Genomic DNA, 26,923 nt, shown 5'->3' with positions numbered 1-26,923 from the left:
CGGCGTCCGGATCCCGATCGCCCTCCGGGACCACCCCGACCGACGGCTCGTGGCCCGCGGCGGCCAACCGGGCGACGACGCGCGCGGCCGGGCGCCCCGTGCCGATCACGTGAACCCGCCGCGGTTCGACGTCGCTGTGCGGGAACGCCGTCACCGCGGGCGTCCCGGTCGCCGGGTTGCGACCGACGAACGCCTCCGCGTCGAAGGCGGCGCCGACCGCGGACGCCGACAGCACCGACTCCGGCGGGCCGGCCGCCCGGACGCCGCCGTTCGCGAGGACGACGACCTCGTCGCAGTACCTCGCGGCCGCGTCCAGGTCGTGGATCGCGGCGATCGCACCGCGTTCGCCGTCGTCGACGAACTCGCGGACCAGTTCGAGGGTCTCGACCGCGTGGTTCACGTCGAGGCTGGCGGTCGGCTCGTCCAGGAGGAGGAGCGGGGCCGCCTGCGCCAGCGCCCGCGCGAGCAGCACGCGCTGGCGCTCACCGCCCGAGACCGCCGTGATCGACCGGTCCGCCAAGCGCTCGACGTCGGCCGCGGTCATCGCGGCGTTGACCGCGTCGTCGTCCTCGACCCCGTGCGCGTCGAGGCGACCGAGGTGCGGCGTTCGCCCCATCTCGACGACGTGTCGCACGGGGAAGTCGAACGCCAGGTTCGTCGTCTGCGGGACGCTCGCGACGCGGCGCCCGACCTCGCGGGGCGACAGCGACGACGCCCGCTCGCCCCCGATCCGGACCGTTCCCGCGTCCGGCTCGATCGCGCCGGTGACCGCGCGCAGCACCGTGGTCTTGCCGGCGCCGTTGGGGCCGACGAGGCCGACGAGCGAGCCGGGCTCGACCCGGAGGTCCACGCCGGAGACGACGTCGACGTCGTCGAACGAGACGGCGACGTCCGACGCCGACAGGAGCGGTTCGTCACCGAACGAGAGCGACGTGTCGGGGAGCGACTCGGGGTCGGCCGCGGCGGCCGAGGGAGCCTCGTCGTCGGAGCGGTCCGCGCTCACAGCTCCGTCACCTCCCGGGTCACGAGCAGGTAGACGAAGAAGGGCGCGCCGACCGCGGCGGTGATGATGCCGACCGGGTACTCGGCTGGCGCCGAGCGCGCGACCGTGTCGGCCGCGACGAGGAAGGTGCCGCCCGCGAGCGCCGCGGTCGGGAGGAGCACTCGGTGGTCGGGGCCGACGACGAGCCGGAGCATGTGCGGGACGATGAGGCCGACGAACCCGATCACGCCGGCGAACGCGACGCCGGCGGCCGTGACGAGCGCCGAGGCCGCGAGCATGATCCGCTTCGTGCGCTCCACCGCGATACCCAGCCCGCGGGCCTCCTCCTCGCCGAGCAGGAGGACGTTGAGGTCGCGGGCGTACGCGAGCAACACGGCGAACAGCGGCGGCACGACGGCGGCGGTGACGGCGACCTCGCTCCACGCCGCGCCCGAGAGGTGGCCCATCAGCCACGCGACGATCTGCCGGAGCGACTCGCCGGCCTGTAGCTGGAGGTACGAGACCACCGCGCCGAGGAACGTCTGGACCGCGACGCCGGCCAAGAGCAGGGTGGCGACGGGCGTCCGACCGTGACGGGTCGCGATGGCGTACACGCCGAAGGCGGCGACGAGCGCGCCGGCGAACGCGAAGAGGCTGGTCCCCGCGCCGCGCGAGAGCGAGACCTCGACGGCGCCGAGGAGGGGGACGGCGACGGTCGTCGAGAGCGCGACGGGGAAGACGATGAACGCGACCGCGCCGACCGCGGCCCCGGAGGAGACGCCGATGATCGACGGGTCCGCCATCGGATTGCGGAAGAAGCCCTGCATCACCGTGCCGGCGGCCGCGAGCGCGAACCCGACGAGCGCGGCGAGCAGGATCCGCGGGAGCCGCACCCCCACGACGATCTGCTGGTGGACGGCGTCGACGGGGAACGCGAACGGCGACGCGAACGCGAGGCCGAGTCCCGGGAGCGTGAGCGGCCCGACGCCGGGGACCGGCAGCGGGCCGACGCCGCTCGCGGTCGTCTCAATTCCCGACGGCACGGAAAAGGCGTTCAACACCGATTTCACGACGGTCTCGGGTGGGATTCGGACCGGTCCGATCGCGGCGCTGACGACGACGACGACCGCGAGCAGCGCGGCTATCGCCGCCGACCAGCCCGCCGACCGCACCCAGGGACGCATCCGTACTCCAACACAACTTGTAGTAGGTAAATACTTATTGGACGAGCCCGGTCGTGGATGCGATGCGAAACAGCTTCGCGATCGCGATGGCCGTGCTGGTGACGACCGCCCTGATCGGCGGCGTCGCCGGGACTGCCGCGGGCGCACAGCCGACGATATCGATCGACGGACCGACCGCGGGCGCGCAGCCGGCGGTCGGAGCCGCGGGCGCGACGGGGGGCGGCCCCGCGCAGACTGACGGCGCCTGCGGCTTCCCGGTCAGCGCGACCGACGCCACCGGGACCACGGTGACGCTGGAGGAGCGCCCCGAGCGGATCACGACGATCAACCCCTCGGCCGCGCAGACGCTGTGGGAGCTGGGCGCACAGGACCGGGTCGTCGGCGTGAGCCGGTTCGCCACCTACCTCGACGGCGCCGAGGAGCGCGCGAACGTCTCCGCCTCGTTCGGCGCGAGCGTCGAGCGCGTCGTCGCCACCGAGCCCGACCTCGTGCTGGCGCCGAACTCCTCGGCGGCCGACGTCGAGCCGCTCCGCGAGCAGGGGCTGACGGTGTACCACTTCCCCGCGGCCACCTCGATCGACGACATCGCCGAGAAGACGGAGACGATCGGTCGGCTCGTGGGGGCGTGCGACGCCGCCGCGGAGACCAACGAGGAGATGTACGACGCGGTCGAGGCCGCGGAGGAGCGGACGAGCGGCGTCGACCGCCCGGCTGCGCTGTACCCGCTCGGCGGCGGCTACGTCGCGGCGAACAACACCTTCATCGACGCGATCATGACCGTCGGCGGGACCGAGAACGTCGCCGCCGACGTCGGATCGGGGTACCCGCAGCTCTCCGACGAGGTCATCCTCGAAGCGAACCCGGAACTGATCCTCGTCACCGACCCCGAAGCGGCGATCCTCGACACCGAACCGTACGCCAGCACGACCGCGGGCACCGAGGACAGCTACGTGGTCATGAACGTGAACTACCTCAACCAGCCGGCGCCGCGCAGCGTGATCGAGTCGACGACGACGCTGTCGAACGCGGTGGTCGAACTCCGGAGCGAGGGCGGCGAGTCGACGGACGGCGCGGACGACGGCGATTCGTCGGGCAACGGTACCGCGACCGACGGCGCGGACGACGGCTCGTCGACCGACGGCGCGGACGGGAACGAAACGGATCTGACCGCCGCGGACGGGAACGAGAGCGACGGAAGCGCCGGAGAGACGGGCGCGGAGTCGCCCGGCTTCGGCGTCGTCGCGGCCGCCCTCGCGCTGCTCGCGACCGGGCTGCTCGCGCGGCGCGAGTGACCGGCGAGGAGCGCGCGAGTCGCACCGACCGCTGACCGACGTTCCGGCTCAGATTCCCTGACCCATCAGGTGGCTGCGCAGGACGTCCGGCGTCTTCAGTCCGGCGTCGCTGTTGAGCAGCACGACGGTCTCGTCGCCGTCGAAGAAGCCGTCCTCCGCGAGCGCCCACGCCCCGGCGGGGGCCGCGCCGCCGGTGGCGCCCATCTCGACGACCTCGTTCTGCGCCACGGCGGTCGCGCTCGCGAGGATGTCCTCGTCGTCGACGCCGACCGCGGTCCCGCCGCTCTCCGTGACCGCCTCAACGGCCGCGGCGCCGCCAGCCGGGTCGGGGATCTCCAGTTCGCCGCAGATCGTGTCCGGCGTCTCCCACGGCTCGGGCTCGTCGAGGCCGCGCTCGACCGCGGCCGCGATCGGGGCGCAGCCGGACGCCTGCGCCGCGACGACCTTCGGAGTCCCGTCGATCGCACCGACCCGGTCGAGCTCGACGAACCCCTTGCGGACGCCGGCGACGACCTCGCCGGACCCGGTCGGGACGACGACGACGTCGGGGGCGTCACCGAGGTCCGCGACGAGCTCGAACGCGACGGTCTTGGCGCCCTCGTGGCGGTACGGGGTGACGAACTCCCCGAGGTCGGTGTAGTCGGTCTCCAACTGCTCGTCGACCGCTTCGGCCGCGTCCGGGAAGCGCCCGCCGACCACGCGCATCTCGCCGCCGTGGACGTTCGTCATCGCCTTGTTCGAGAACGCGCACCGCGAGGGGACGAACGCGTACGAGCGCAGGTCCGCCCGGCCCGCGTACGCCGCCATCGACTGGCCGGCGTTTCCGGGGCTCGCGCAGACGAGCGGCTCGACGTCGGCGCCGTCCGCGACCCGTCCCGCCACCGCGGTCATCGCGAGCGAGAGACCGCGGTCGAGGACGGTCCCGGTGGGGTTCCGGCCCTCGTCTTTGACGTACACCGATGCCACGTCGAGCTCGTCGGCGAGGCGGTCGGTGGCCACGAGCGGCGTCCCGCCCTCGCCGGCGGTGAGCGCGTCCGCGGCCGGGAACGGGAGCAGCGCGTCGAAGCGCCAGTGGCCGCTGGCGGTCGCGGGCGCCGCGCGAGCGTCCCCGCTCCCGCCGCGAGCCGCCGGGTCGAACAGGTCGTCCGGGTCGACCGCGTCGTAGTCGTAGGTCGGGTCGAGCCCCCGCGCCCGCTCGTCGTCGTCGATCGCCGCCGCGTCGGCGGTCTCGTGAACGCGTCCCGACGCCCGACTCTTCAGCCCGCGAAACGCCGGCGTGGTCTCGGTCGTCTCCATACCGAACCGTGTGGCGGCGGCGACTAATCGCTTCGCACTCGGACGCGAGTCGCGGGAGGATGGACCGCCGGCGGTGCGGCGGCGCGCGCCTTCGAGCGGCCGCCCTCGGCGGCCGCGAGACAGCGCGTGCGAGGGAGTCGGTGGTCCGGAGCAACGCGGAGGACCACCGACGAGGCTGGGGAGGCGTGAGGCTGCGGTGCCGTGCGGGGCGGGACTCGAAGGGGCAGCCGGGAGGCGGGCGCAGGCGTTCACGAGAGCGAAAGCGACTCGTATCGACTCGCCGCCGCTTATAATCCCGCGACCCGAAACCGCACCTATGAACGGAGACGCCACGGTCGTCGGCGGCGGGCTGGCGGGGCTCGTCGCGGCGACGCGGCTCGCCGAGGCGGGCGCGGACGTGACGCTGTACGAGCGACGGCCCGAGGTCGGCGGCCGGGTACGCACGGAGACGGTCGACGGGTTCACCCTCGACCGCGGCTTCCAGGTCCTCTTCTCGGGCTACCCCGCCGTCGAGCGCGAACTGGGCGCCGACGGGCTCGACGACCTCGACCTGCGGACGTTCGTGCCCGGCGCGACGATCTGCCGACCGGGCTCGCGCTCGACCCTCGGTGACCCGCTCCGGGACCCGCGCGCCGCGCTCCCCTCGCTCCTGAACGACGAGGTCTCCCTCTCTGACAAGCTCCGGACGCTCGCGCTCCGGTACGACCTCGCGAACTGCGACGCGGACGAGTTCTTCGCCGGCCCGGACGCGCCGATCCGCGAGTACCTTCGCGACTGGGGATTCGCCGAGGACTACGTCGAGAACTTCGTGGAGCCCTTTTACGGCGGGATCACTCTCGATCGCACCCTCTCGACCTCGAAGCACGTCTTCGAGTACACGTTCCGCGCGATGGGGCGCGGCTCCATCGGCGTCCCCGCCGAAGGGATGGCCGCGCTCCCCGCCGCGCTCGCCGACCGCGCCCGCGAGGCGGGCGTGACGATCGAGACCGGCGAGGACGTCGAATCGGTCCGGATCGCGGGCGGCGGGCGGATCCCCTTCCGGTCCGGCTCCGCCGACGGCGACGGCGCGACCGTCGAACTCGCGGACGGCGCGACCCGCGAGACGGACGCGGTCGTCGTCGCGACCTCGCCGCCTGAGGCCCGGCGGCTCACGGGCGTCGAGTCGGTTCCCACGGAGGGCGTCCCGAACGTCACCGGCTGGTACGCGCTCCCCGCGGGGGAGTCGTTCGAGACCGGCGAGCGCATCCTGCTCAACGCCGCGAGCGAGTCCCCGAACGCCGTCGTGCCGATGTCCGAGGTCGCGCCCGAGTACGCGCCGGACGGCCGCGCGCTGCTCGCGGCGACGTTCCTCGGCGAGGACGCGCTGGACCGGCCCGACGAAGACCTCCGCGACGACGTCCGCGACGCCCTCGACGCGTGGTTCCCCGAACGCGACTTCTCCGGGCTGGAGACGCTCGACATCCACCGGATCCGGTTCGCGCAGTTCGCACAGCCGCCGGGCGTCCACGCCGACCTCCCGGATCCCGACGACCCGGAGGGACCAGTGGCGCTCGCCGGCGACTACACGGAGTGGTCGTCGATCCAGGGCGCGTTAGAGAGCGGGCGGAAGGCGGCCGCGGCGGCGGCGGAGTATTTATAACCGATCGTCGTCGCGCCCGGACTCCCAGTCCGACTTCGACTCGCGTCGCATGCGATCGAGGTCGACGTCTCGGTCGCGAAGAACTCGCTTGATCGCACGGAGGCGGTCCATCGGATCCATCGTCTAAGTACGTCTACTCGTTTCCAGTTAGTTATTCTTCCCGCAGAAACGCCTCCTTCCCGTGCTCTTCCACGGCCGCGAGCAGTTCGTCGCGCTGGCGGCGGACCTCGGGCGGGAACTCGGCGTACGCGTGCTCGAACATGTCGGCGGGGTCGGGCTCGACCGACTCCGCGAAATCGATCGCGTCGGCGACGACGTCGTCGGCCTCGTCGTGAACCGCCGCGACGCCCTCGTCGTCGATCCGGCCCGTCTCGCGGAGGAACGCCTCCATCCGGTCGAGGGGGTCGAGCGCGCGCCACGGCTCCACGTCGTCGGGATCGCGGTAGGCGCTCGGGTCGTCCGCGGTCGTGTGCGCGCCGAACCGGTACTCGACGAACTCGACGAGGCTCGGACGGGGGGCGTCGTCGGTCTCGGACGGGTCGGGGACGGCGTCCGACTCGGCGCCGCCTCGCGCCCGCTCCGCAGCCTCTCGGGTGACCGCGTAGCTCGCGAGGGGGTCCATCCCGTCGACGCGGACGCCGTCGAAGCCGTAGGCGGTCGCCTTCCGCGCGAACGTGTCGCTCGCGGTCTGGCGGGATTCGGGGATCGAGATGGCCCAGCCGTTGTTGTGACAGCAGAACAACGTCGGCGTGTCGAACACGCCCGCGAAGTTCATCGCCTCGTGGAAGTCGCCCTCGCTGGTCGCGCCGTCGCCGAAGTGCGCGGCGACGACGCGGTCCTCGTCGCGGTAGTCGAACGCCCACGCGGCGCCGACCGCGTGCGGGAGGTGCGCCGCGATCCCGATGTTGAGCGGGAAGACATTGCCGTCGGCGATCGCCTCCGTCCCGGACTCGTGACCCATCCAGTACGGGAGGTACTCCGAGAGGAGGTCGCGGACGACGACCGCGCCGTGTTCGCGGTACTGGTAGCTGATCAGGTCCCGGTCCGCGAGCGCGTGCGTCGAGCCGACCGCGGACCCCTCCTGGCCCGCGCAGGGCGCGTACGTCCCGATCCGTCCCTGCCGCTGGAGGCTCACCGCGCGTTCGTCGAACCGGCGCGTGACGACGAGGTCCCGGTAGATCGCGCGGAACTCCTCGTCGGAGAGGTCCGGGACCGTCGCGTCCGGCAGGGGGCTGCCGTCCGGCCCGAGCACGCGGTAGAGGTCCTCGCCGGCGAGGGGGTCGGTCGCGTCGTCGCGGCCGGGCGCGCCCGCGTCGCCGCCGTTCTCGTTCATGAGCGATTGGTGTGGGCCGCGGTCACAAGGAGTTAGCGGTCGCGCCGGCGTCCGAGCCCGCTCGGCTCCGGCGGCGGAGGAAGGTTATCGGGGGGCCGATCAGCGCGCCGGCGGCCGTCGTCAGTCCGATCACGAGGCCGACGAGGATCGGGGTGGGCCCCGCGACGAGCAGGTCGACGCTCCAGACGACGAGGAACCACGCGATCCAGCAGAGGCCGGTGCCGAGCGCCGTGAGCGCTCCGAACGCGACGCCGGCCGGGTACGTGTACGTCGCGCGGCGCTCGACGAGCAGCCACCAGACCGCGGTGCCGACGAGGAGCGCCGGCACCGCGAGGAGCGGGACCGGGAACGACGGCGAGAGGCCGACAACCTCGGCGAAGAGGCCGAGGACGGTCGAGAGCAGGCCGGCGGTGACCGCGCCGCAGGCGAACGCGTAGCCGCCGGCGAACAGCGCCCACCGCTCCGGGGACGAGAGCCCCAACTCGGGCGGGAGGTATCGATCCATACCCGGAAGTCACGAACGCGGGATAAAGGCTTTCCCGTGAATGAAACGCCGGTTTGCGTCTCCGATCACTCACCGACCACCCGGAACGCGCGACGGGGGATCCGCCGGTGACGGACCCTCGGATCGTTGTGAAGCGGGCTCTGCGGTCCGCGGTCCGCTGATTCGGGACGAACACCGAAACCCTCCCGTGAGCCGGGCCACGGTTCGTCGGTCGGAGGCCCGTCAGGGGGGTGGAGACCCGTCAGGGCGTGATGACGGCGCGCCCGTCGATCTCGCGGTGTTCGAGCTTCTCGGCGACCGTGTTGATCTCGCCGAGGTCGTAGCGGCTGGTGTGGAGGTCGACGTCGCCCTGCTCGACGAGCGCGACGAGCTCCTGGAGCTCGGCGTACCGGCCGACGATGTTGCCGACGAAGGAGAACTCGCCGTTCACCAGCGCCTGCGACGGCTCGTGGACGTGGCCGCCGTAGCCGATGATGTGGTGGTCGCCGCCGGCGGCGGTGATCTCGGGGGCGTACGAGGTCGTCACGTCCTCGCCGACGAAGTCGAGCACCTGCGCCGCGCCGGTGCCGTCCGTTATCCCCTCGATCTCGGCCGCGACGTCCTCCTCGCCCGGATTTATCAGGTGGTCGGCGCCGTACCCCTCCGCCAGGTTGAGCGCCGACTCCTTCAGATCGACCGCGGTGATCCGGGCCGCGCTCATCGCGTCGAGGCACTGGAGGCCGATGTGGCCGAGGCCGCCGACGCCGATGACGACGGCGTGGTCGCCCGGGTTCAGGTCGGCGACCGCCTTCTTCGCGGCGTGGTACGCGGTGATCCCGGCGTCGGCGTGAGGCGCGATGTCGATCGGCTCGACGCCCGACGGGAGCGGGATCACCGAGCGCTCGCTGGTGTGGAGGTACTCGGCGAAGCCGCCGTCGGTGGTGAGCCCGTTGAACGCGTCGTTCTCGCAGTACATCGTCTCGCCGAGCCGGCACGGGCGACACGTCCCGCAGGTCTGGACCGGGTGGCAGATCACCGGGTCGCCCGGCGAGACCAGGTCGACGTTATCCCCCGTCTCGACGACGGTACCGGCGTTCTCGTGGCCCAAGGTCAAGGGGAGCTCCTGCGGGACGTACTCGGTCCACATCCCCTCGATGATGTGGTTGTCCGTCTGGCACCACCCCGCGCCCTCGACCTCGACGATCACGTCGTCCGGCCCCGTCGCCGCCGGTCGGTCGACCTCGTCGATGCTGAGCCCCTCGCTCATGTCGTCGGTGTACTCGTGGAGTCTGGCAGCTTGCATGTGACGTACTCTCTCGCAGCCTATGTCATAAACGTTCGTTCTGGTGTCAGTAGCGAGGTAAACGGGAAACGAACAGGTAATTTACCTGAACGATCCTTATAGTTATATGTAAACACGTCACAGAGTAACTCGTATGTACGAGATGGACGGCGAGGAGATCTTCGTCATCGACGGCCACGTTCACCTGTGGGACGCGCGGGAGGAGAACATCATCCACGAGGGGGGCGAACAGTTCCTCCAGTGCTTCTACGACTACCACACCGGGTTCACCCCGGAGGAGGAGCAGTGGGACATCGACACCTATCGGCACTACGGCGCCGACAAGATGACCGAGGACCTGTTCGGCAACGCGGCCGCCGACATGGCGATCTTCCAGCCCACGTACCTCGACGACTTCTACGACGAGGGGTTCAACACGACAGAGCAGAACGCCGAGCTCGCCGAGGAGTATCCGGAGCGGTTCGTGTTGAACGGGAGCTTCGACCCGCGCGACGGGGAGGAGGGTCTGCGCTACCTCGAACACCTCAAAGCGGAGTACGACATCCCCGGCGTGAAGCTGTACACCGCCGAGTGGCGCGGCGAGTCGAAGGGGTGGCGCCTCGACAGCGACGAGGCCTTCGAGTTCCTCGAGAAGTGCGCCGACCTCGGCATCGAGAACATCAACGCCCACAAGGGGCCGACGATCCGCCCGCTCAACCGCGACGCGTTCGACGTGAAGGACATCGACGACGCCGCCTCGTCGTTCCCGGAGCTCAACTTCATCGTCAACCACGTCGGGCTCCCGCGGCTCGACGACTTCTGCTGGATCGCCGCCCAGGAGCCGAACGTGTACGGCGGGCTCGCGGTCGCCTCCGCGATGTCGACGAACCGCCCGCGGAAGTTCGGCGAGATCATGGGCGAACTGCTCTACTGGCTCGGCGAGGACCGCGTCCTGTTCGGCTCCGACTACGCGCTGTGGAACCCCGACTGGCTCGTCGAGCAGGTGCTGAACGCGGAGCTCACGGACGAGCAGCGAGACGAGTACGGGGTCGAACTCGACGTGGAGACGATGAAGAAGGTCATGGGCGAGAACGCCGCGGAGCTGTACGACATCGACATCGAGGAGAAGAAGCGCCAGTTCCGCGACGACGAGGTCACCGAGCGGTTCGATCTCGAGTCCCACTACGGCGGCGACGCGGGGGCCGCGGCGGACTGATGTCGGGGAGCAGCGCAGGCCCGACGAGCGGTCCCGGCGGCGACGCCGCGAGCGACATGACCGGCGACGCCGGCGACTCGACGGACGACCCGAGCGGAGATCCGGACGGAACGTCGACGGTCAGGGACCGACTGGACCGCGTCGAGGACCCGGAGCTCGCCCGCTCGATCGTCGAACTCGACTACGTCGACGCGATCGAGGTCGACGGCGACCGCGTCGAGGTCCGATTCACGCTTCCGACCGCGTGGTGTTCGCCCGCGTTCGCGTGGATGATGGCCACCGACGCCCGCGACGAGGTCGAGGCGCTCGACTGGGTGCGGGAGGCCCGGATCGAGCTGTGCGACCACATGCACGGCGAGGAGATCACGACCGGCGTGAACGCGCGCGACACCTTCGGGGAGACGTTCCCGGACGCGGACGGCGGCGTGGCGGCGGTGCGTGCGGCCATCGCCGACAAGGCTCGGGTCTCGACGCAGCGCGAGGCGGTCAGCGAGCTGCTCGACGCCGGCGTCGACCCCGAACAGGTCGTCGCCCTCGAACGCTCGGAGGTCGAGGTCGCCGGCGACGAGGCGCACGTCTCGCTCGACGGCCTCGCGGTCGTCGTCGACGCCGAACCGGTCGCCGACTACCTCGACCGCGTCGAGACGAGCGGCCACGTGACGGAGCCCGACGACACGCTGTTCCTGACGCCGGAGGGCGACCCGATCCCGGCCGAGCGACTCGACGTGGTCCAGAAGCGCTCCCGGCTGGCGAGCGTGAACATGGGCGGACAGGGCGCCGTCTGCGACGCGCTTCACCGGGCGCGCCACGGGCCCGACGGCCCGGACGGGTCCGGCGCGTCGTACGTCGACCAGTCGGGCGACGGTCCCTCGGCGTACGACGGCGACGTCGACGAGTTCACCTCGACGTGGACGCTCGGCAGCAACGACTGACTCGCGGTCGGCCCCCCGCCTCGTCCGCTGTCGCGTTCCGCGCCCTCGGTCTCGTTCCTCTCCCTCCGTCGCGGTTTCCCGCCTCAGCGGATCGGTCCGAGTCCGCTGAGCCCCCCGCCGCCTTCCGACCGGCCGTCCGTCTCTGGCTCGCCGTGCCCCTCCCTCTCCAGTCCGTGTCGACCGCTCGCGGCCCACTCGTCGCGGTCCCAGCCGCACGCCGGACACTCGCTTTCCCCCCAGTCGAACGGCTCGCCGCAGCCGAGACAGGCGTTTTCCGTGTTCATGGGTCACAGTACTCACGAGAGGGCAAAAGCGTTCACAACAGCTCGCGAAACCGTCCGAGCGGCGGGAACCGTAGCGACTCCTCGCGGTCGGGATCGTACACCACCGGGGCGAGGGCGGCGGCGTCGGAGAGGAGCGGGGAGTCGAGTCCCGCCGTCGTCGCGTCGTTGACGGTCACGCCCGGGGCGAGTCGGGTGAACGCGGGGAGCACGAGGAGGTCGGCGTCGCGGTACGTCCCGTCGCCGCGGAGGAAACAGGGGCGCCTGTCGCCCTCGATCTCGATCGTCGGGTGGACGTGACCGATCACGTATCGGTCCGCCGCCGTCGCGGGCGCCTCGTGACCGTGACAGACGACGGTGCGGTGCGCGCCCGGGTCGCCGTCGGTCGCGTCGTCACCCACCCGCGTCCCCTCGGTGTCCCGATCGCGTTCCGCGCCGAGGACCAATTCGTCGCGGATCGGCCCGTCCCACGCGTTCGCGAGCGCGGCGTCGTGGTTCCCGGCGACGAGTTCGAGGGCGGCGCCGTTCGCCTCGCAGACGTCGCGGAGCGCGTTCAGGGTCTCGCGGCTCCGGCCGGTGACTCGGTCGAAGGTGTGTATCGCGTCGCCGGCGACGACGACCGTCGCCGGGTCGAACCGATCGAGGAGCGCGCCGAGGCGGTCGCGGAGGTCCGCACGCTCGCCGAGCGGGAGGGAGACGGCGGAGGCCTCGTCGCGGCCGACGTGGAGGTCGGCGACGACGAGCGCGTCGGGTCCGGCGAGGTGTATCGCGCGCTCCGCGAACGCGACGCCGCCGTCGGGGGCGGGGTCGACGTCGGGATCGGTCACCGTCCGAACCCGGGCGACCGCTCCCCGCGTCGGCCCGCGTCGGGGTCGCCGGACCCCTCGGTGCGGTCCGCGTCCCGGCCGCCGGAACGGCCCCGCCCCCCGGCGTTTGCTCCGCCGTCGGCGTGGTTGCGGGCGGTCGCGTACGCCTCTCGGACGCGTCGGAACGACTCCTCGTCGCCGCCTTGGTCCGGGTGGGTCTCCTTGGCGCGCTCGCGGTAGGCGCCCTTCACGGCGTCGAGGTCGGCGTCGCGGTCGAGGCCGAGTTCGTCGAAGGCGACGCCCACGGGGTCGGCCCCGCCGCCGGGACCGCGGGGCGTCGACCGCCCGACGGATCGGTCACCGCCGAACCGGTCGCTCCCGAATCGACCGCCGTTGAACGGGCCGGAATCTGAGCGATCGGCGCCCGAGTCGTTCGGGCTCGCCCAGTCGGGTTCGTCGACGTCGAAGGGGAGGCGACGACCGAGTCCGCGCCCCGGCATCTCGTGTTCACAGAGGACGGTGTAGACGCCCTCGCCCTCCAGCCGGAAGTAGTCGTGCGCGTCGAAGGTGATCGCGACGCCGCGGTCGGGGAGGTAGAACGGGACGGCGACGTCGTCGAACGCGTGGTCCTCGTCGAAGCGCTCGCCCGCGGCGTTCAGGTACGACCGGATCTCGCGACGGCGACGCTCGTCGCCGGCGGCGCCGCGGCGGCCGGTCTCCGCGGCGCGGGGCGGCGCGAACCGGTCCCCGAGGTAAAAGGCGAGCGCGACCACCCCGGTGGCGGCGGTCCCGAGGGCGATCCCCCAAAGGACCCACGGCGGCAACAGTCCGATCAGGTCGGCGGGCACACCCGCGGTAACGGCTCCGCGGTAATCAACCTCCCGCCGGCGTGTGGGCTACGGGGCACCGGGCGCTGCGGATCGTCGGCGGGACAGTCCCGCTCGTCCCGAGCGACTCAGATCATCTCCTTCGCCTCGAGCCCGTCGAGGATGTCGTCGACGAGGGCCTCGGCGGAGTCGTAGGGGAACTCCTGTTCGCTGCCGAGCTTCGCCGCCAGCTCCATGGCGGTGAGGCTCACGTCGCCGGCCTCGAACTTCGTCGCCGGACCGTCGGGCAGCGCCGGAACGAGGTCCATCTGGTTCTCGACGGGGAAATCTGCGCCGCCGAACGCGTCCAAGAACTGTTCGCGGAGTTCCGCTCTCACGTCGCTCATACACGTTTCATCCCGAGAGCGACCGCAAAAGGGTTCCGAAACAACGCTGAACTCGTTTAGCGTTGAACGGAGCCGCGGGACCACCGATCTCGATGACACGAATACGGCGTTCGGAGACCGGTTCGGTGGAACCCGCCGACGCGTCGATGCTCACCGGTTTGGTGGAACCCGCCGACGCGTCGACGCTCACCGGTTTGGTGGAACCCGCCGACGCGTCGCCGCTCACCGGTTCAGTGGAACCCGCCGACGCGTCGACGCTCCGACGACGCGTCTTCGGCTATGACGCTACTTATTTTACGGGGGTGCGTGTACCGTTCGATAATGGTCGAGACCGTTCTCGTAGTCGGCGTTATCGCGGCTATCTTCGTCGGATTCAATATCGGCGGCTCGTCGACGGGAATCGCGTGGGGGCCGCCCGTGGGGGCCGACATCATCAGGAAGACGACCGCCGCGGGGCTCATGACGTTCTTCGTGTTCCTCGGCGGGTGGACGGTGGGACGGAACGTCATGGACACGCTGAGCGAGGGCATCATCACCACGGAACTCGGGCTCTCGGCGGGCGTCGCCATCCTCTTTTTCATCGGACTGGGTATCCTCGTCGCCAACATCTTCGGCGTCCCCGTGCCGACCTCGATGACGACCGTCGGCGCGATAGCCGGGCTCGGACTGGCGACTGAGACGCTCAACTACGAGACCATGTCCGGCATCATTTCGTGGTGGATCGTGACGCCGATCATCGGATTCTGGGTCGGCGGCGTCGTCGGACGCTACCTGTACCCCGAGGTGAACCGACGGGTGGAGATCGACAAGTCGGACGGTCCGCTACTGGTCTTCGACCGGAGCGGAGGAGTTCCGAAACCGGAGTTCGGTCCGAACACGACGTGGTCGGAGCTCCTCAGCACGGTGGTCGTGATCCTTATCGGCTGTTACATGTCGTTCAGCGCCGGGGCGAGCAACGTCCCGAACGCCGCCGCACCGCTGGTCAGCGGCGTCGGCGGACTCCCCGACGACACCGCGATTATCATCGCCACGCTCGCTATCGGCGTCGGCGGCTTCACGATCGCTCGCCGGACGATGGAATCGGTCGGCGGGGAACTGAGCGACATTCCGCTGCTTGCGGCCCTGTTCGTTATGCTCACCGCGTCGACGATCACGACGGCGCTTTCCGCGATCGGCATCCCGATCAGCCTCGTGATGGCGACGGTCATGACGATCGTCGGGATCGGCTGGGGCCGCGCGACCCGTCCCGTCACCGTCCGCGAGGCCGTCACTCGGGACACGGGGGAATCCGAGATCGTTCCCGGCGCGATCACCGCCGAAGAGATGGCGGGGAAACCAGCCGCACCGATCGGGGAAAATGAGCCCGACGAGGTGCTCGAAGCGGGAGACCTGTTCAACCCCCGGGCGATAATGAAGTACGTCTCGATGTGGATCATCGGCCCGTCCGTCTCGACGATTCTGGCCTACGGGTTCTTCCGCCTCGTCCCCGGGATCGCCTGACGACGGAACGTCCGTAGCCGGACGGCGTCCTCGAAAGTCGTCCCGCGAACTCCCGATCCGAGCGGCGTACCGGATCCTGCGGAATTTAGTCGGTGGCGCGGTCACCACGTGGTATGCCACGCGAGTTCGACTTCGAGTTCGACCTGCTCCGAGAGCTGACCGAGGCCCGCGGTGTCCCCGGCTACGAGGACGACGTCCGCGAGATCGTCCGCCACGAGTTCGCAGACCGCGTCGACCGCGTCCGGAGCGACGCGATGGGCAACGTCGTCGGGACGATCGAGGGCGACTCCGACTACTCCGTCGCCGTCGCGGCCCACATGGACGAGATCGGCTTCATGGTCCGCCACGTCACCGACGAGGGGTTCGTTCAGGTCGACCCCCTCGGCGGCTTCGACGCCCGGGTGCTTCGCGCGCAGCGCGTCACCGTCCACGGCGACGAGGACCTGACCGGGGTCATCGGTTCGGTCCCGCCGCACACGCTCACGGAGGAACAGCAGGAGAAAGCCGACGAGGTGAAAGACGTCTTCATCGACCTCGGGCGCGACGCGGAGACGGTCGCGGACCTGGTGAGCGTCGGCGACCTCGTCACCCTCGACCAGACCACGACGCGCATGGGCGACCGCGTCACGGGGAAGGCGCTCGACGACCGGATCTGCCTGTTCGCGATGCTGGAGGCCGCCCGCCGGATTGAGGATCCGGACGTGACGGTCCACTTCGCGGCGACGGTCCAGGAGGAGGTCGGCCTGCGGGGGGCGCGGGCGCTCGGCGTCGACGTCGACCCCGACCTGGCCGTCGCCTTGGACGTGACCGTCGCCAACGACGTGCCGCAGATCGGCAGCCCGGCCGACGCCGTCACCGAACTGGGCGAGGGGACCGCGGTGAAGCTGAAGGACTCCTCGGTGATCACCAGCCCGAAGGTCCACGGTCGGCTCACCGAGGTGGCCGAGGAGGAGGGGATCGACCACCAACACGAGGTGTTGCCGGCGGGCGGCACCGACACCGCGGGGTTCCAGACCGGGGCGGGCGCCAAGCCCGTCGGGGCCATCTCGATCCCGACGCGATACCTCCACACCGTCACCGAGACCGCCGACGGCGGCGACGTCGAAGCGACGATCGACCTGCTGACGGCCTTCTTGGAGTCCGAAACGGGCGAACACGACTACACGCTCTGAACGAGATTTCCCGCTGATCGGTGTCAGTCGTCGCCGGGGACGGTCGGTCCCGGATCCCGGCCGGCGCGGTGGGCCCGCCGCGCCTGCCACGCGAAGCCGGTGGTCGCGAACGCGATGAACCCGGCCGCCAGCAGGAACCCCGTCTCGGTGGTCGTCACGTCCATCGTGGTCCCGACCAGCACGGGACCGACGACCTGGCCGACCTTCCACGAGACGGAGCGCAGGCTCATCGCGCTGGCGACGGAGTCGTACGCCTCGCCCTCGCTGACGAACAGCGACATGCTCGCCGGCAGCCGGATCGAGTCGGCGATCCCGAGCAGCGAGTAGGCGGCGAACAGCGCGAAGAAGGCCCCGCCGAGCGTCTGGAAGCCCCCGAGGTACGAGACGGTGACCGGCGAGAGCGTGCCCTCGAAGTACGCCGCGAGGGGGATGATCGCGGTCCCGACGCCGTAGAGGAGCGCACCGACCGCGACGAACGGGTACGTGCGCTCGTAGCGGTCGGTGAGGTCGCCGACGAACCCCTGCGTGAGCGCCTTCGTCGCCTTCCCGCCGGCCATGATCCAGCCGATGGCGAACGCGGAGATGTCGAACGACGTCCGCGCGTAGATGGGGAGGAAGATGATCACCGCCATCTTCCCGACGCTGAACGTGAACCGGAAGAAGACCAGCGCGCGCAGCATCGGGAGCCCGAGCAGCGACCGGAACGTCTCCAGGCCGCCCGCGTCATCGGGGTCCTTCCGGCCGCCGGGGTTGTCGCGGAGGAACGCGAACACCAGGACGAACGCGGCGAGCGTGACGAGCGTCAAGACGAGGTACGTCTCCGCGAACCCGTAGGCGTACAGGAGGTAGCCGCCGACGAGGTCGCCCGCGAGCGACGAGACGGAGGCGAACTGGTTGTACGAGCCCAGCCACCGCCCCTGTTCGTCGTCCGGGCTGATCTCGCCGATCACGGTCGCGCCCGTGATCCAGAGGACGCTCGCGCCGAGCCCCTGAACCATCCGCACGAGGATGACGTGGACCGAGCTGTCGACCAAGGCGAAGCCGACGAAGACGGCGACGTTGATCAGGAAGCCGCCGAGCAGCCACCGCTTCGCGTTGCCGGTGTCGACCTTCCGCCCCAGCGGGAGGACGATGACCAGTTGAACGACCGCGAACGCGGTGCCGAACAGCCCCTCGATGAACCCCGTGGTGCCGAAGAGGTCCGCGTACAGCGCGAGGGCGATGAGGATCGTCGAGTACGCCTGACTGCGCGCGAACGCGGTCCCGGCGAGCGCCGCGAACTCCCGGTCCCCGAGCAGCCGTACCGAGTTGCCGAACTGGGCCACGGTCGTCTCCGATCGGGGCAACGACGGCCCGAGAAAAAAGCGCCGTCGATCCGGCGGTCCGCGTGGGGTTATCGTTTCAGGCGGTCGATATTCGGGTCGGACTGTCCGCGTGAGCCACCGACGGCGGAGACGCCGCTGCTGACTCCGATCGGCGGCGAGAACTCGCGGGGAAGACTCGCGTCGCGGTCGAAGAGACGATCCGCCGCGCGGATCCGACGCGTATCGCGCGAATCCCGGCTGGGATAACGAAAAATGCGTACTTTTTTCACGAGATGTAACTATATTCGGCTATCGTGGGTACGCGTCGGCGACAGTATCTGCGGGCACTCGGCCTCGGTGGCGCCGTCTCGGTGGCCGGCTGTGCGAATCGGACCGAGGAGACCCGACCACGCCTCGGCTCGTTGACGCTCGCCACCGCCACGACCGCGTACGACAGCGGTGTACTAGCCGTCCTCAACCGAGCGTACACCGGCCGGTTCGGGTCGGGGGTCGACGCGGTGGCGCGCGGAACGGGCGCGTCGCTCCGTACCGCCCGGGACGGCGACTGCGACGTCGTCCTCGTCCACGCCCGCCCGCTGGAAGACGAGTTCCTCAGGGAGGGGTACGGGATCAATCGGCGCAGCGTGATGGTCAACGACTTCCTCGTCGTCGGTCCGCCCGACGATCCGGCCGACGTCGCCGGAAGGGGCCCCGTGTCGGCGTTTCGAGCGATTTCGGAGGCGGAAGCGACGTTCCTGTCGCGGGGCGACCGGTCGGGGACGCACGTTCGAGAGCTCCGGATATGGGAGGCGGCGGGCGTCAGTCCCGGCGGCGAGTGGTACCTCGAAACCGGCCAGGGGATGGGTGATACGCTCGTCGCGGCCCGGCAGTCGAACGCCTACACCCTCGTCGACCGCGGCACGTTCCTCGCCGTCGGCGGCGACGGCGGCCTGACGCGGCACGTCGACTTCGGGATCGACGACCCGCCGCCGCTGCTCCGAAACGAGTACGCGGTCATCCCGGTCAACCCCACCCGACACGACGTTTCGTACCCGCTCGCGATGTCCTACGTCGGGTACCTCACCGGCCCGGGACAGTCGGAGATCGAGGCGTTCCGGGTCGACGGGGAGCGGGCGTTCCGGCCGCTCGCCCGCTCGGCCGACCCCGAGTTCGACCAGTACGTGCCGAGCGACTGGCGGGAGTAGCGGCGCGAGCGCGGCGACGCACCGAACGGTCGGCGGGCTTCCGCCCGCCGAGATCAGTCGTGCCGGAAGCAGCGCGACCCGGTGAACGCCATCGCCATGTCGCGCTCGTCGGCCGCGGCGATCACCTCCTCGTCGTTGACGGAGCCGCCGGGCTGGATCACGGCCTCGATGCCGGCGTCGGCCGCCTCCTCGATCGCGTCCGGGAAGGGGAAGAAGGCGTCCGAGGCCATCACGGCGCCCTCGGCGGACTTGCCCTCGGCGTCCTTCTCGGCTTTCATCGCCGCGAGCGTCACGGCGTCGACGCGGGACACCTGTCCCATCCCGACGCCGACCGTCTCGGTGCCGGTCGCGAAGAGGATACCGTTCGACTTCACGTGTTTGAGCGTCTGCCACGCGAACAGCATCGTCTCGACCTGCCCGTCGGTCGGCTCGCGCTCGGTGACGAACTCGAGGTCGTCGGCGGTCGGTGACTGCCGGTCGCGCTCCTGGACGAGGCGGCCGCCAACGATGGGTTTCTCGGTGAACCGCTCGGAGAAGCGGTCCTCGCCCTCGCCGAGCGGGCCCACGTCGAGCACGCGGAGGTTCTTCTTCTCGCGGAGCACGTCGAGCGCGCTGTCGGTGTAGCCGGGCGCGACGACGACCTCTTTGAACGAGTCCGCGACCGCGGTGGCGGTGTCGGCGTCGCACTCCCGGTTCAGGGCGACGATGCCGCCGAACGCCGACTTCGCGTCGGTCCGCAGCGCGCGGTCGTACGCGTCCGCCAGGTCCGAGCCGACCGCGCAGCCCGCGGGGTTCGTGTGCTTGATCACCGCGGCCGCGGGGTCGTCGAACTCCTTGACGAGGTCGAGGGCGGCGTCGGCGTCGTTGTAGTTGTTGTACCCCATCCCCTTCGCGCCGGGGTTGCGCTGGTCGGCCTCGACGACGCTCGCCTCCTCGCAGCCGTCGTCGACGTACAGCGCGGCGTCCTGATGCGGGTTCTCGCCGTAGCGCAGCGAGGCGGTCCGCTCCTCCGAGACGAAGCGCCGCTCGGGGAAGTCGCCGCCCACGTCGCCCTCGACCGCGACGTCGACGGGCTCGCCGTCGGCGTTCCGCTCGACCGTCACGCGGTCCTCGGCGAACCAGCGGACCGCTCGCGGGTACGCCGTGAACTCCGCCTCGCGGAGGACGCGCGCCTTCAGCGAGTCGGTGTCGTCGTCCTCGTACACCGGGATCGGCTCCTGGGTGACGACCGGCCCCGCGTCGACCTCCTCGGTGACGACGTGGACCGTACAGCCGGTCGTCCGGACGCCCGCGTCGAGCACCTGCTCGTGGGCGTCCGTGCCGGGGAACGACGGGAGCAGCGAGGGGTGGACGTTCAGCGTCGTCGGGACGGCGTCGAGGAACTCGTCGGTCAGCACCCGCATGTAGCCGTCCAGACAGACCAGGTCGACATCGTAGTCCGACAGGCGCTCGACGATCCGGCGCTCGTGCGACTCGCGCGACTCGCCCTCGTCGCGCTCGACGACCTCGGTCGGGATCCGGCGCTCGGTCGCGGCCCCCAACACGGGCGCCTGCTCGCGGTTCGTCAGGACGACCGACAGCGCCGCGCCGCCCGGCGCGGCGTCGGCGATGTGTCTGAGGTTCCGTCCCCGGTTGCTCGCGAGTCCCGCGATCTTCATGTCCGAACCCTCCGACCGATCGGGTATATCGATTGCGGTCCGCGCCGCAGTCCTGTCCACGTTCACGGATCGGAACGGGGTATCGTCGCGGCGCGAGGACGCCACAGATCCACGTCCGTGCGTCGATCCATCGACACGCTTTTGCTGGCTCCGGGGGCAGTCGCGGACATGACCGACGACTTCGAACCGACGGCGGACGACGCCATCCCGGGGCTCTCTCGGTCGGACCCGCTCGCGGCCGTCTCGCCGCTCGACGGCCGGTACGCCGGTCGGACGGCGCCGCTGTCCCCGTACGCGAGCGAGGCCGCGCTGATGCGCGCGCGGACCCGCGTGGAGGTCGAGTACCTGCTCGCGCTGGGAGCGCTCGACGCGACGCCGATCGCGTTCGACGAGGCGACCGAAGCGGCGCTCCGCGGGGTTTACGAGGCGTTCGACGCCGAGGACGCGCGCCTGATCAAGGCGCTGGAGACCGAGGGCGCCGCGGGGTACGACGCGACCAACCACGACGTGAAGGCGGTCGAGTACTTCCTCCGCGTCCGGCTGGCGGAGTTCGCCGAGGACGGAGCGGACGGGGACGCCGCCGCCCCGCTCGACGACGCCGAGTCGCTGTTCCCGTGGATCCACTTCGGGCTCACCAGCGAGGACGTGAACAACCTCGCGCACCGGCTCCTCGTCAAGCGCGCGGTGAGCGAGGTGATCGTCCCCGCGGTCCGCGAGGTACGCGACGCGCTCGTCGAACTGGCGCACGAGTACCGCGACGCGCCGATGCTGGCGCGCACGCACGGCCAGCCCGCGACGCCGACGACCTTCGGGAAGGAGATGGCCGTCTACGCCGCGCGGCTCGGCCGCGCGCTGGGGCGGGTCGTCGTCGCGAACGAGGACCTCTCGGGGAAGCTCGCGGGCGCCTCGGGCACCTTCGCCGCCCACCGCGCGGCCTACCCCGACGTCGACTGGCGGGGGTTCTCCGCGTCGTTCGTGCGCGGCCTCGGCTTAGAACACACCGCGCTCGCGACGCAGGTCAACCCCTGCGACGACCTCGCGGCGCTGTTCGACGCCCTGCGGGGGGTCAACGACGTCCTCCTCGATTTAGACCTCGACGCGTGGCTGTACGTCTCCGACCGTTACCTCGGGCAGGAGGCCGTCGAGGGCGAGACCGGCTCGTCGACGATGCCGCATAAGGTCAATCCGATCGACTTCGAGAACAGCGAGGGGAACCTCTCGAAGGCGAACTCCGATCTCACCTTCCTCGCCGACTACGTGACGACCTCCCGGCTCCAGCGCGACCTCTCGGACTCCACCGTCAAGCGCAACGTCGGCGCCGCCCTCGCGCACTGCCTGATCGGCTACTCGAAGACCGCGGACGGGCTCGGGAAGGTCGTCCCGAACGAGACCGTCATGCGGGAGGAGCTGGACGCGACCCCCGAAGTCATCGGCGAGGCGGTCCAGACGATCCTGCGCCGCGAGGGCGACACGGAGGCCTACGAGCGCGTGAAGGCGCTCTCTCGCGGCCGGTCGGTGACGCTCGACGACTTCCGGGAGCTGTTCGACGACCTCGACGTCGACGACGCGGTGCGCGCGGAGCTGAAGGCGCTGAGCCCGACCGGCTACACCGGCTTCGCCGACGAACTCGTCGACGAGATCGACGAGTAGCGCCGGCGCGGGAGCGGCGGCGTGGGCGGCGTAGGCGACGGGCGGCCGGCGACGGCACAAGAGGTTTATCCCTCGACCGACGACTCGCGGCCGATGCCCTCCGAGAACGACGAGACCGAGTACTCGGTCTTCGACGACGAATCGAGCGACGAGCGGGACGGCGCGGGCGACGGCTCGGTCGAAGACGGCGACCCCGACGCCGGAGCCGACGACCGTCCCGCCTCGCTCGGCGGCGACGGCGACGACGGCTGCCCGAAGTGTGGCGGCACCGAGACGGAGACCGACGAGATCGCCACCAGCGGCACCGGGCTCACGAAGATGTTCGACGTCCAGAACCGGAAGTTCGTGGTGGTCTCCTGCGCCGAGTGCGGCTACTCCGAGCTGTACAAGGGGCAGTCGTCCGGCAACGCGATCGACTTCTTCCTCGCCTGAGTCGCCGGGGGAGCGACCGATTTTTGTCGGACGGCGAACCAGTCGCGGTATGGTCTCCCGCCGACCGCTCGCGAACCTCCCCGTCGTCGGCGTCGTCGCCGACGGCCGCACGTATCGCCGCCTCCTGTACCTCCTGGTCGCGGTCCCGCTGTGGGTCGTCTACTCGGGGGTCGCCTCGTTCGCGCTCGCGTTCGGGCTCGTCTTTTCGGTCGTCCTCGTGGGGATCGGGGTCCTGGCCGCCGCCGTCGTCGGCTCGCGGCCGGTCGCGGGCCTCGAACGGTGGTTGGCGAACCGCCTGCTCGGCACCGACCTCGTCGCGGCGGACGACATCCCCGCGGCCGCGAACGACGGTTCGACCGGCGCGATCGCGACCGTTCGCGCGTACCTCGCCGCGCCGTCGACGTGGCGCGGGCTCGGGTTCCTCTCGCTGAAGTTCTGGGTCACGCTGCTGGCGTTCGCGCCGCTCGCCGTCCTCGCGAGCGCGCTGTCCCTCGTCGCCGCGCCGGTCCGGTACCCCTACTCCCCGGAGTTCGGTGAACTGAACGGCGAACCGGTGGTGTGGACGGTCGACGCCGCGCCCGAGGCCGCCCTCGCGACGGGGCTCGGGGTCGTCGGCCTGCTCGTCGGGCTCCACCTGGCGAACCTGATCGCGGGCGGCGCTCGGCTGATGGCCGTCTCGCTGCTCGGCGGCGGAAAAGGAGACGGTGACAGCGACGCGAGCGGCCGGGCGGGCGAAAGCGAACCCGACCGTGAGCGCGTAACCGTCGACCGCGACCGCGACGGCAACACCGACGGCGACGGCGACCGCGACGGCAACGACAACAGCAACACCGACGGCGACCGCGACGACGAGTCCGGAGAGACTCCCGACTCGACCGCCGATAGCTTCGAGTTCGACGCGGACCCCGCCGACCCCGACGCGAGTCCCCGCGATCCCGAGGCGGACCCGGAGGACCGCAACTAAGCTCCCCGGAGCGCTTATTCGGCTCCGAGCGTCAGTGGGGGTATGGCGCCGACGCCCGTGAGCGCGGCCGTGGGGGCGCTGCTCGCGGCCGCGCTGCTGGGGGACGCGTTCGACCGGCGCGCGGTGGCGGTCGTCGTCGCGGCCGCGGTCCTCCCCTCCCTCGACGCGGCCGCGAGCCTCGTCGTGCCGGGCGCGACGAACGCCCTCCTCCACGCCGTCTGGCCACCCCTTCTCGTCGGCGGACTGCTACACTGGGACACGGCGCTGCGCGCGGAGTCGACCCTCCGCGATCGAGGCGGCCGGCGCGCGGTCAGGATCGCGTGGGTCGCGCTCGCGTCGTTCGTCGTCGCCGGGATCGGCGCGGCGCTGTTCGCCGGCGAGGGCGCGGCGCTTTTGTACCCGCTGGAGGACGCGCGCTACGTCGTCCGCGGGCGGCTCGTGTTCTCGACGCAGGAGGGAATCGTCCAGACGTTCCTCGCGCTCGGCGGCGACGGGTCGGGAGTCCTGCCGCTCCGGACCGCCGGCGGCGCGGTCGCCGACCCGGTCGCCTCGTGGGTGAACCCCGACGGCCGTCCCGGCCTCGATCCGGGCGCCGACCGCGAGTTCCGGTTCGTCGACGGCGGGTGGCAGCTGGTCGTCGTCGCCGCCGCGGCCGCGACGCTCGCGGTCCGGTTCGGCAGCCGCGGCGGGGACGCGGCGGACGGCTCGGAGGTGGCCCGCTAGATGCCCTCGACGGTCGTTCACGCCGGGTTCGCGCTGCTGCTCGCGGCCGGGCTGCTCGGGGCGTACTACGACCGGCGCGCGCTCGCCGTCCTGCTGGTCGTCCTCGTCCTCCCGGAGGCGGACAGCTTCCTCGGGGTGGTCATGGAGGGCGCACACCGCACCGTCGGCCACAACTTCGTGTTCCCCGCGGTCGCCGCCCTGGCGCTGTACTACGACACCCGCGTCCGGGAGCGGTCGTGGGTCCGCGAGCGGCTCTCACCGCGGTGGGTCGCGGTCGCGTGGGTCGCCCTCTTTGTCCACGGCTTCGCGCACGTCGCGCTCGACTGGACCCACCTCGACGGGGTGAACGCGTTCTGGCCGCTCCGCGACCGCTTTTTCAGCCTCGACGGGGAGATACTGTACTCGACTGCCGACGGGTTCGTCCAGACGTTCGTCGACGTGCGGATCGACCCGGAGACGGGGAGCCGGACGATCGACGCGGGCGCCGGCGGCACCAGCGAGTCGGTCCACGTCAATAACCCGGTCCAGCCGCGCGACCCCGATCTCGACGTCGAGGAGCCGGTCGACCGCCGGTTCCCGGTCGCGAACGCGGGCTGGCGGCTCTACCTGATCGGGCTGGGGGTGTTCGCGCTCGGCGCCCGGCGGCTTCAGGGCGACGGCGTCGGAGACGACGGCTGACGGGGGCGAGGGAATCGAGCGACGGCGACGCCCCTAACATGGTATGACCGCAGGGTAAACGCTCCCGGACGCGTAGGGTGACGCGATGCCCACCCAACCGGACGCGGACCTGTCGGACGCGGCCGAGCCGCTGGCCGGGGAGTCGATCGCGGTCGTCGGCGCCGGCTTCGGCGGGCTCTCCGCGGCCTGTTACCTCGCGGACGCGGGGGCGGACGTGACCGCCTTCGAGCGGAACGAACACCCCGGCGGGTACGCCGGGCGGATCGAGCGCGACGGGTTCCGGATCGACACCGGCCCCTCGTGGTACCTCATGCCGGAGGTGTTCGACCGCTTCTTCGAGTTCTTCGGGCGCTCGACGGACGACTACTACGACCTGATCGAACTCGACCCCCTGTACGAGGTGATCTGGAAGGACGGCGACCGCGCGTCGATGCCGGCCGACCGCGCGGGACAGAAGGCGCTGTTCGAGTCGTACGAGCCGGGCGCGGGCGACGTCCTCGACGACTACCTCGCGGACGCCGCCGAGGCGTACGACCTCGGTATGGACCGGTTCGTCTACCCGAGCCGGTCGCGGCTGCGGGACATGGTCGACGCCGACGTGTTGCGGTCGGGGCGCGCGCTCCCGAAGCTCCGCGAGATGGACGACTACGTCGGCGACTACTTCGACCACGAGAAGCTCCGCCAGATCGCGGAGTACAAGCTCGTCTTCCTCGGCGGCTCCCCGTACAACACGCCCGCGATCTACACGCTGATGAGCCACGTCGACATGAACCTCGGCGTCTATCACCCGGTCGGGGGGATCGCGAGCGTCGTCGACGCGATGGCCGACCTCGCGCGCGAACTCGGCGTCTCGATCCGGACGAGCGAGCCGGTGACCGCGATCGAACCGTCGATCGCGGCGTCGGTCCCGAAGTTCACCGTCGAGACGGAGGGTCGTGCGGAGCGCGGCGACGCCGCGGCGACGCCGTCGAGCGCCCGCTTCGACCGCGTCGTGGCGAACGCGGCCCCGCCGCACGTCGAGCGCGACCTCCTCCCCGCCGGGACCGTCGACCGCGAGTCGTACTGGGAGTCGCGGACGTACGCGCCATCGGCGTATCTCGCGTACCTCGGGGTCGAGGGCGAGGTCGACCTGGACCACCACACGCTCGTGTTCCCGACCGACTGGCGGCCTCACTTCGACGCCATCTTCGACGAGCCGGAATGGCCCGAGGACCCCGCGTACTACGTCCACGTCCCCTCGAAGACGGACCCCGAGGCGGCGCCCGACGGCCACGAGGCCGTCTTCCTGCTCGTGCCGCTGGCCGCCGGGCTGGACGACGACTCGGAGACCCGCGAGCGGTTCCGCGAGCGGGTGTTCGACGACCTGGCCGAACACGCCGGGGTCGACTTCCGCGACCGGATCGTCTTCGAGGAGACCGCCTGCGTCTCCGACTTCCGAAAGCGGTTCAACGCGCCTCGAGGGACCGCGCTGGCGCTGTCGCACACGCTCGGACAGACCGGGCCGCTCCGTCCCGCGCACCGCGCGCCCGGCGTCGACGGCCTCTACTACGTCGGCGCGTACACCAACCCCGGCATCGGGATGCCGATGTGCCTGCTCAGCGGCGAGCACGTCGCCGAGGCGGTCGTCGAGGACGCGACCGGCGGCGGCGTGCTCCCGTCGGTCGTCCCGACATCGACGCTGTGGTGAGCGGCCGGAT

General features: G+C 71.1%; 26 protein-coding genes. 13 read left to right on the top strand and 13 right to left on the bottom strand.

Annotated features, from left to right (window positions below; genetic code table 11):
• Positions 1 to 1,003: ATP-binding cassette domain-containing protein (locus EXE45_RS10830; protein ID WP_137694336.1), on the bottom strand; the 1,003-nt coding region annotated here is incomplete at its 3' end.
• Positions 1,000 to 2,166, bottom strand: coding sequence for a vitamin B12 ABC transporter permease BtuC (gene btuC, locus EXE45_RS10825; protein WP_137694335.1), 1,167 nt, complete (start codon positions 2,164 to 2,166; stop codon positions 1,000 to 1,002). The genes EXE45_RS10830 and btuC, both read right to left, overlap by 4 nt.
• A 62-nt stretch (positions 2,167 to 2,228) precedes the next feature.
• Here btuC and EXE45_RS10820 point away from each other — a divergent pair, with 62 nt between their 5' ends.
• Positions 2,229 to 3,458 (top strand): PGF-CTERM-anchored ABC transporter substrate-binding protein, encoded by a 1,230-nt coding sequence (locus tag EXE45_RS10820; RefSeq protein ID WP_092921248.1) that lies wholly within the window; start codon positions 2,229 to 2,231, stop codon positions 3,456 to 3,458.
• 48 nt (positions 3,459 to 3,506) lie between these two features.
• Here the strand turns inward: EXE45_RS10820 and EXE45_RS10815 are convergent, their stop codons facing one another.
• On the bottom strand, positions 3,507 to 4,754 hold the full coding sequence (locus tag EXE45_RS10815; protein ID WP_137694334.1) for a pyridoxal-phosphate dependent enzyme: 1,248 nt from the start codon (positions 4,752 to 4,754) through the stop codon (positions 3,507 to 3,509).
• A 316-nt stretch (positions 4,755 to 5,070) separates the two neighbouring features.
• Between EXE45_RS10815 and EXE45_RS10810 the strand changes: the two genes are divergently transcribed.
• Entirely contained in the window at positions 5,071 to 6,393 is a 1,323-nt protein-coding gene (locus EXE45_RS10810; RefSeq protein WP_137694333.1) for an NAD(P)/FAD-dependent oxidoreductase, read from the top strand.
• A 151-nt stretch (positions 6,394 to 6,544) separates the two neighbouring features.
• Here EXE45_RS10810 and EXE45_RS10805 read toward each other — a convergent pair whose 3' ends face one another.
• From EXE45_RS10805 to EXE45_RS10795, 3 genes are all read right to left on the bottom strand, one after another.
• Positions 6,545 to 7,726 carry a thiamine pyrophosphate-dependent dehydrogenase E1 component subunit alpha gene (locus EXE45_RS10805; protein ID WP_137694332.1) on the bottom strand — a complete coding sequence of 394 codons (1,182 nt, stop codon included), beginning with the start codon at positions 7,724 to 7,726 and terminating at the stop codon, positions 6,545 to 6,547.
• Positions 7,727 to 7,748: 22 nt separating this feature from the next.
• Complete coding sequence (locus tag EXE45_RS10800) at positions 7,749 to 8,231, bottom strand: hypothetical protein (RefSeq protein ID WP_137694331.1); 483 nt, start codon at positions 8,229 to 8,231, stop codon at positions 7,749 to 7,751.
• Between the two features lie 241 nt (positions 8,232 to 8,472).
• Positions 8,473 to 9,513: an NAD(P)-dependent alcohol dehydrogenase gene (locus EXE45_RS10795; protein WP_137694330.1), complete on the bottom strand. Its 1,041-nt coding sequence runs from the start codon at positions 9,511 to 9,513 to the stop codon at positions 8,473 to 8,475.
• Between the two features lie 133 nt (positions 9,514 to 9,646).
• Here EXE45_RS10795 and EXE45_RS10790 point away from each other — a divergent pair, with 133 nt between their 5' ends.
• The gene (locus EXE45_RS10790) at positions 9,647 to 10,708 is read left to right on the top strand and encodes an amidohydrolase family protein (RefSeq protein WP_137694329.1); all 1,062 of its coding nucleotides are present in this window, start codon (positions 9,647 to 9,649) and stop codon (positions 10,706 to 10,708) included.
• Positions 10,708 to 11,640, top strand: coding sequence for an iron-sulfur cluster assembly protein (locus EXE45_RS10785; protein ID WP_092921241.1), 933 nt, complete (start codon positions 10,708 to 10,710; stop codon positions 11,638 to 11,640). Before EXE45_RS10790 ends, EXE45_RS10785 begins: the two co-directional genes overlap by 1 nt.
• Positions 11,641 to 11,723: 83 nt before the next feature.
• Here EXE45_RS10785 and EXE45_RS10780 read toward each other — a convergent pair whose 3' ends face one another.
• The 5 genes from EXE45_RS10780 to EXE45_RS10760 all read right to left on the bottom strand — a co-directional run bounded on the left by EXE45_RS10780 (position 11,724) and on the right by EXE45_RS10760 (position 14,166).
• Entirely contained in the window at positions 11,724 to 11,924 is a 201-nt protein-coding gene (locus EXE45_RS10780) for a hypothetical protein (protein WP_137694328.1), read from the bottom strand.
• Positions 11,925 to 11,956: 32 nt separating this feature from the next.
• Positions 11,957 to 12,748 (bottom strand): metallophosphoesterase, encoded by a 792-nt coding sequence (locus EXE45_RS10775; protein ID WP_137694327.1) that lies wholly within the window; start codon positions 12,746 to 12,748, stop codon positions 11,957 to 11,959.
• Positions 12,745 to 13,575 (bottom strand): J domain-containing protein, encoded by an 831-nt coding sequence (locus EXE45_RS10770; protein ID WP_137694326.1) that lies wholly within the window; start codon positions 13,573 to 13,575, stop codon positions 12,745 to 12,747. The genes EXE45_RS10775 and EXE45_RS10770 overlap by 4 nt, the downstream gene beginning before the upstream one ends.
• Positions 13,576 to 13,682: 107 nt before the next feature.
• Positions 13,683 to 13,940 carry an MTH865 family protein gene (locus EXE45_RS10765; RefSeq protein ID WP_092921237.1) on the bottom strand — a complete coding sequence of 86 codons (258 nt, stop codon included), beginning with the start codon at positions 13,938 to 13,940 and terminating at the stop codon, positions 13,683 to 13,685.
• A gap of 7 nt (positions 13,941 to 13,947) precedes the next feature.
• Positions 13,948 to 14,166 (bottom strand): hypothetical protein, encoded by a 219-nt coding sequence (locus EXE45_RS10760; protein WP_137694325.1) that lies wholly within the window; start codon positions 14,164 to 14,166, stop codon positions 13,948 to 13,950.
• Positions 14,167 to 14,261: 95 nt separating this feature from the next.
• Between EXE45_RS10760 and EXE45_RS10755 the strand changes: the two genes are divergently transcribed.
• Complete coding sequence (locus EXE45_RS10755) at positions 14,262 to 15,440, top strand: inorganic phosphate transporter (RefSeq protein ID WP_092921236.1); 1,179 nt, start codon at positions 14,262 to 14,264, stop codon at positions 15,438 to 15,440.
• A 113-nt stretch (positions 15,441 to 15,553) separates the two neighbouring features.
• Positions 15,554 to 16,612 carry a M42 family metallopeptidase gene (locus EXE45_RS10750; RefSeq protein WP_137694324.1) on the top strand — a complete coding sequence of 353 codons (1,059 nt, stop codon included), beginning with the start codon at positions 15,554 to 15,556 and terminating at the stop codon, positions 16,610 to 16,612.
• Positions 16,613 to 16,635: 23 nt separating this feature from the next.
• Here EXE45_RS10750 and EXE45_RS10745 read toward each other — a convergent pair whose 3' ends face one another.
• On the bottom strand, positions 16,636 to 17,937 hold the full coding sequence (locus EXE45_RS10745; protein ID WP_137694323.1) for an MFS transporter: 1,302 nt from the start codon (positions 17,935 to 17,937) through the stop codon (positions 16,636 to 16,638).
• Positions 17,938 to 18,230: 293 nt separating this feature from the next.
• Between EXE45_RS10745 and EXE45_RS10740 the strand changes: the two genes are divergently transcribed.
• Positions 18,231 to 19,121: a substrate-binding domain-containing protein gene (locus EXE45_RS10740; RefSeq protein WP_137694322.1), complete on the top strand. Its 891-nt coding sequence runs from the start codon at positions 18,231 to 18,233 to the stop codon at positions 19,119 to 19,121.
• A gap of 53 nt (positions 19,122 to 19,174) precedes the next feature.
• Here the strand turns inward: EXE45_RS10740 and purN are convergent, their stop codons facing one another.
• On the bottom strand, positions 19,175 to 20,779 hold the full coding sequence (gene purN, locus EXE45_RS10735) for a phosphoribosylglycinamide formyltransferase (RefSeq protein WP_137694321.1): 1,605 nt from the start codon (positions 20,777 to 20,779) through the stop codon (positions 19,175 to 19,177).
• A 168-nt stretch (positions 20,780 to 20,947) separates the two neighbouring features.
• Between purN and purB the strand changes: the two genes are divergently transcribed.
• The 6 genes from purB to EXE45_RS10705 all read left to right on the top strand — a co-directional run bounded on the left by purB (position 20,948) and on the right by EXE45_RS10705 (position 26,913).
• Positions 20,948 to 22,429, top strand: coding sequence for an adenylosuccinate lyase (gene purB / locus EXE45_RS10730; protein WP_137694320.1), 1,482 nt, complete (start codon positions 20,948 to 20,950; stop codon positions 22,427 to 22,429).
• Between the two features lie 93 nt (positions 22,430 to 22,522).
• A complete protein-coding gene (locus tag EXE45_RS10725) occupies positions 22,523 to 22,861 on the top strand; it encodes a zinc ribbon domain-containing protein (RefSeq protein ID WP_092921230.1) in 339 nt (112 codons plus the stop codon).
• Positions 22,862 to 22,910: 49 nt separating this feature from the next.
• Positions 22,911 to 23,825 (top strand): sensor domain-containing protein, encoded by a 915-nt coding sequence (locus EXE45_RS10720; RefSeq protein ID WP_137694319.1) that lies wholly within the window; start codon positions 22,911 to 22,913, stop codon positions 23,823 to 23,825.
• Between the two features lie 42 nt (positions 23,826 to 23,867).
• Positions 23,868 to 24,548: a hypothetical protein gene (locus tag EXE45_RS10715; protein WP_092921228.1), complete on the top strand. Its 681-nt coding sequence runs from the start codon at positions 23,868 to 23,870 to the stop codon at positions 24,546 to 24,548.
• On the top strand, positions 24,549 to 25,226 hold the full coding sequence (locus EXE45_RS10710; protein WP_137694318.1) for a metal-dependent hydrolase: 678 nt from the start codon (positions 24,549 to 24,551) through the stop codon (positions 25,224 to 25,226). It abuts the gene before it with no gap.
• 85 nt (positions 25,227 to 25,311) lie between these two features.
• Positions 25,312 to 26,913, top strand: a complete 1,602-nt coding sequence (locus EXE45_RS10705) for an NAD(P)/FAD-dependent oxidoreductase (protein WP_137694317.1) — start codon at positions 25,312 to 25,314, stop codon at positions 26,911 to 26,913.
• Positions 26,914 to 26,923: the final 10 nt, after the last annotated feature.

It is taken from the genome of Halorubrum sp. SP9, assembly GCF_005435015.1.
GTDB lineage: Archaea > Halobacteriota > Halobacteria > Halobacteriales > Haloferacaceae > Halorubrum > Halorubrum sodomense.
Note: the sequence above shows the minus strand (reverse complement) of the source record. Positions and strands in the feature narration are given on the sequence as shown.

Excerpts from the sequence above, each read along its gene's own strand:
- btuC (WP_137694335.1), bottom strand. The coding sequence starts at position 2,166 with ATGCGTCCCTGGGTGCGGTCGGCGGGCTGGTCGGCGGCGATAGCCGCG.
- EXE45_RS10820 (WP_092921248.1), top strand. The coding sequence starts at position 2,229 with ATGCGAAACAGCTTCGCGATCGCGATGGCCGTGCTGGTGACGACCGCC.
- EXE45_RS10815 (WP_137694334.1), bottom strand. The coding sequence starts at position 4,754 with ATGGAGACGACCGAGACCACGCCGGCGTTTCGCGGGCTGAAGAGTCGG.
- EXE45_RS10810 (WP_137694333.1), top strand. The coding sequence starts at position 5,071 with ATGAACGGAGACGCCACGGTCGTCGGCGGCGGGCTGGCGGGGCTCGTC.
- EXE45_RS10805 (WP_137694332.1), bottom strand. The coding sequence starts at position 7,726 with ATGAACGAGAACGGCGGCGACGCGGGCGCGCCCGGCCGCGACGACGCG.
- EXE45_RS10800 (WP_137694331.1), bottom strand. The coding sequence starts at position 8,231 with ATGGATCGATACCTCCCGCCCGAGTTGGGGCTCTCGTCCCCGGAGCGG.
- EXE45_RS10795 (WP_137694330.1), bottom strand. The coding sequence starts at position 9,513 with ATGCAAGCTGCCAGACTCCACGAGTACACCGACGACATGAGCGAGGGG.
- EXE45_RS10790 (WP_137694329.1), top strand. The coding sequence starts at position 9,647 with ATGTACGAGATGGACGGCGAGGAGATCTTCGTCATCGACGGCCACGTT.
- EXE45_RS10785 (WP_092921241.1), top strand. The coding sequence starts at position 10,708 with ATGTCGGGGAGCAGCGCAGGCCCGACGAGCGGTCCCGGCGGCGACGCC.
- EXE45_RS10780 (WP_137694328.1), bottom strand. The coding sequence starts at position 11,924 with ATGAACACGGAAAACGCCTGTCTCGGCTGCGGCGAGCCGTTCGACTGG.
- EXE45_RS10765 (WP_092921237.1), bottom strand. The coding sequence starts at position 13,940 with ATGAGCGACGTGAGAGCGGAACTCCGCGAACAGTTCTTGGACGCGTTC.
- EXE45_RS10755 (WP_092921236.1), top strand. The coding sequence starts at position 14,262 with ATGGTCGAGACCGTTCTCGTAGTCGGCGTTATCGCGGCTATCTTCGTC.
- EXE45_RS10750 (WP_137694324.1), top strand. The coding sequence starts at position 15,554 with ATGCCACGCGAGTTCGACTTCGAGTTCGACCTGCTCCGAGAGCTGACC.
- purN (WP_137694321.1), bottom strand. The coding sequence starts at position 20,779 with ATGAAGATCGCGGGACTCGCGAGCAACCGGGGACGGAACCTCAGACAC.
- purB (WP_137694320.1), top strand. The coding sequence starts at position 20,948 with ATGACCGACGACTTCGAACCGACGGCGGACGACGCCATCCCGGGGCTC.
- EXE45_RS10725 (WP_092921230.1), top strand. The coding sequence starts at position 22,523 with ATGCCCTCCGAGAACGACGAGACCGAGTACTCGGTCTTCGACGACGAA.
- EXE45_RS10720 (WP_137694319.1), top strand. The coding sequence starts at position 22,911 with ATGGTCTCCCGCCGACCGCTCGCGAACCTCCCCGTCGTCGGCGTCGTC.
- EXE45_RS10715 (WP_092921228.1), top strand. The coding sequence starts at position 23,868 with ATGGCGCCGACGCCCGTGAGCGCGGCCGTGGGGGCGCTGCTCGCGGCC.
- EXE45_RS10710 (WP_137694318.1), top strand. The coding sequence starts at position 24,549 with ATGCCCTCGACGGTCGTTCACGCCGGGTTCGCGCTGCTGCTCGCGGCC.
- EXE45_RS10705 (WP_137694317.1), top strand. The coding sequence starts at position 25,312 with ATGCCCACCCAACCGGACGCGGACCTGTCGGACGCGGCCGAGCCGCTG.